Source organism: Frankia sp. Mgl5, assembly GCF_023242985.1.
Taxonomy (GTDB): Bacteria; Actinomycetota; Actinomycetes; order Frankiales; family Frankiaceae; genus Parafrankia; species Parafrankia soli.
Window position 1 is genome coordinate 1 of record NZ_JALKFY010000783.1, and the last position, 1,157, is coordinate 1,157.

1 protein-coding gene is annotated in these 1,157 nt (G+C 64.9%); it reads left to right on the forward strand.

Annotated features, from left to right (window positions below):
• The first annotated feature begins 570 nt into the window (after positions 1 to 570).
• Positions 571 to 924 carry a glyoxalase gene (locus tag MXD62_RS27605; RefSeq protein ID WP_248832318.1) on the forward strand — a complete coding sequence of 118 codons (354 nt, stop codon included), beginning with the start codon at positions 571 to 573 and terminating at the stop codon, positions 922 to 924.
• Positions 925 to 1,157: the final 233 nt, after the last annotated feature.

Here is a 1,157-nt window from a genome sequence, read left to right on the forward strand (position 1 = left end):
GGCGGCCGGGCCGGTTCAGCGTCACGATCGACACCGCGCCCCGCTGCTCCAGCAGCACGGATGGTTCCACGATGACCCACCTTCGTCGGAAACTGCTCCGCCCGCCGCGATCACTCACTCCGCCAGCACATCGGGACTCTACGCCAAACACTGCACTCAGTTCCACTCTGGACATTGCGTAACAGGTATGGGAGTGGGTACGGTCACCACCGTGATGGCTGGGGAGTCTGCAGGCCTCGGGCTCGTGGACGAACCGGGCACGCTGTGCCGGCCGAACCGAGGTCGTCGCCGCGCGATCTGGCCGCGAGCGCGGAGCCGGTCCAGGTCAGAACCACCCCGGGGGCGTGTTGTCCGCGAAGTGGAAGGATGAGGACAGTCGGAGCTGCCCGGACGTTCGGCGACAGGGATCGGCGGTGCCGGTGGCCGCGGAGGCGCGACGGCGCGGAGGCGCGACGGCGCGGCAGGTCTCGCAAAATAGTTAGGTGATCGAGCCGGCGTCGTCGATCGTCTTCCCACATTGTTGATGCCGTAGCAGCCCGAATCCGACATGCCTACCGGAGGTTTTAGATCATGGCGCGTTTCCACCATGTCAACCTAGGCGTCCTGCCCGGAGGTACCGACTCCGTAGGTGATTTCCTGACAGGTATCCTCGACTACCTGCGCATTGAGGTAACACCCGATCTTAAAGCACGAGGAGTGCTGTGGTATGAGACAGAAGATGGAAGTCAGGTGCATCTCAGCGTCGACCCCGACCATCGTCCGGCTGCCCGGGCCCATACCGCCATCCACGTCGGTGAAGAGACCACTGTGATTGAGGCGCGCCTGGACGCTGCCGGTATCCCGTACAGCGTCGTTACCATCGACGGGGTGCGAGCCGTGTTCTGCAATGACCCCGCGGGTAACCGCTGGGAGCTCCGGAGCTGAGAGCCTCAGCGACTACAGACGGGTCCGATCTGGTCCGGGTGACCGGAAAGCGAGAACACGGTGTCCGCACTCCTCGGGAGGTAACAGCTTGCTCCGAGTCAGAAGACTCTGGGGTGGACGGTGCGCATGACGTCGTCGAGGACCTTGTCCAGGGGCGCCTGGCCGTCGGTGGCCCGCCATGCTCTGTTCGCGGCCTCCAGGCAGGCGAGTGCGGCACCGATGATCGCCTCGGG

Bases quoted from the DNA above. Each gene is read 5' to 3' on its own strand.
- MXD62_RS27605 (WP_248832318.1), top strand. From the start codon at position 571: ATGGCGCGTTTCCACCATGTCAACCTAGGCGTCCTGCCCGGAGGTACC.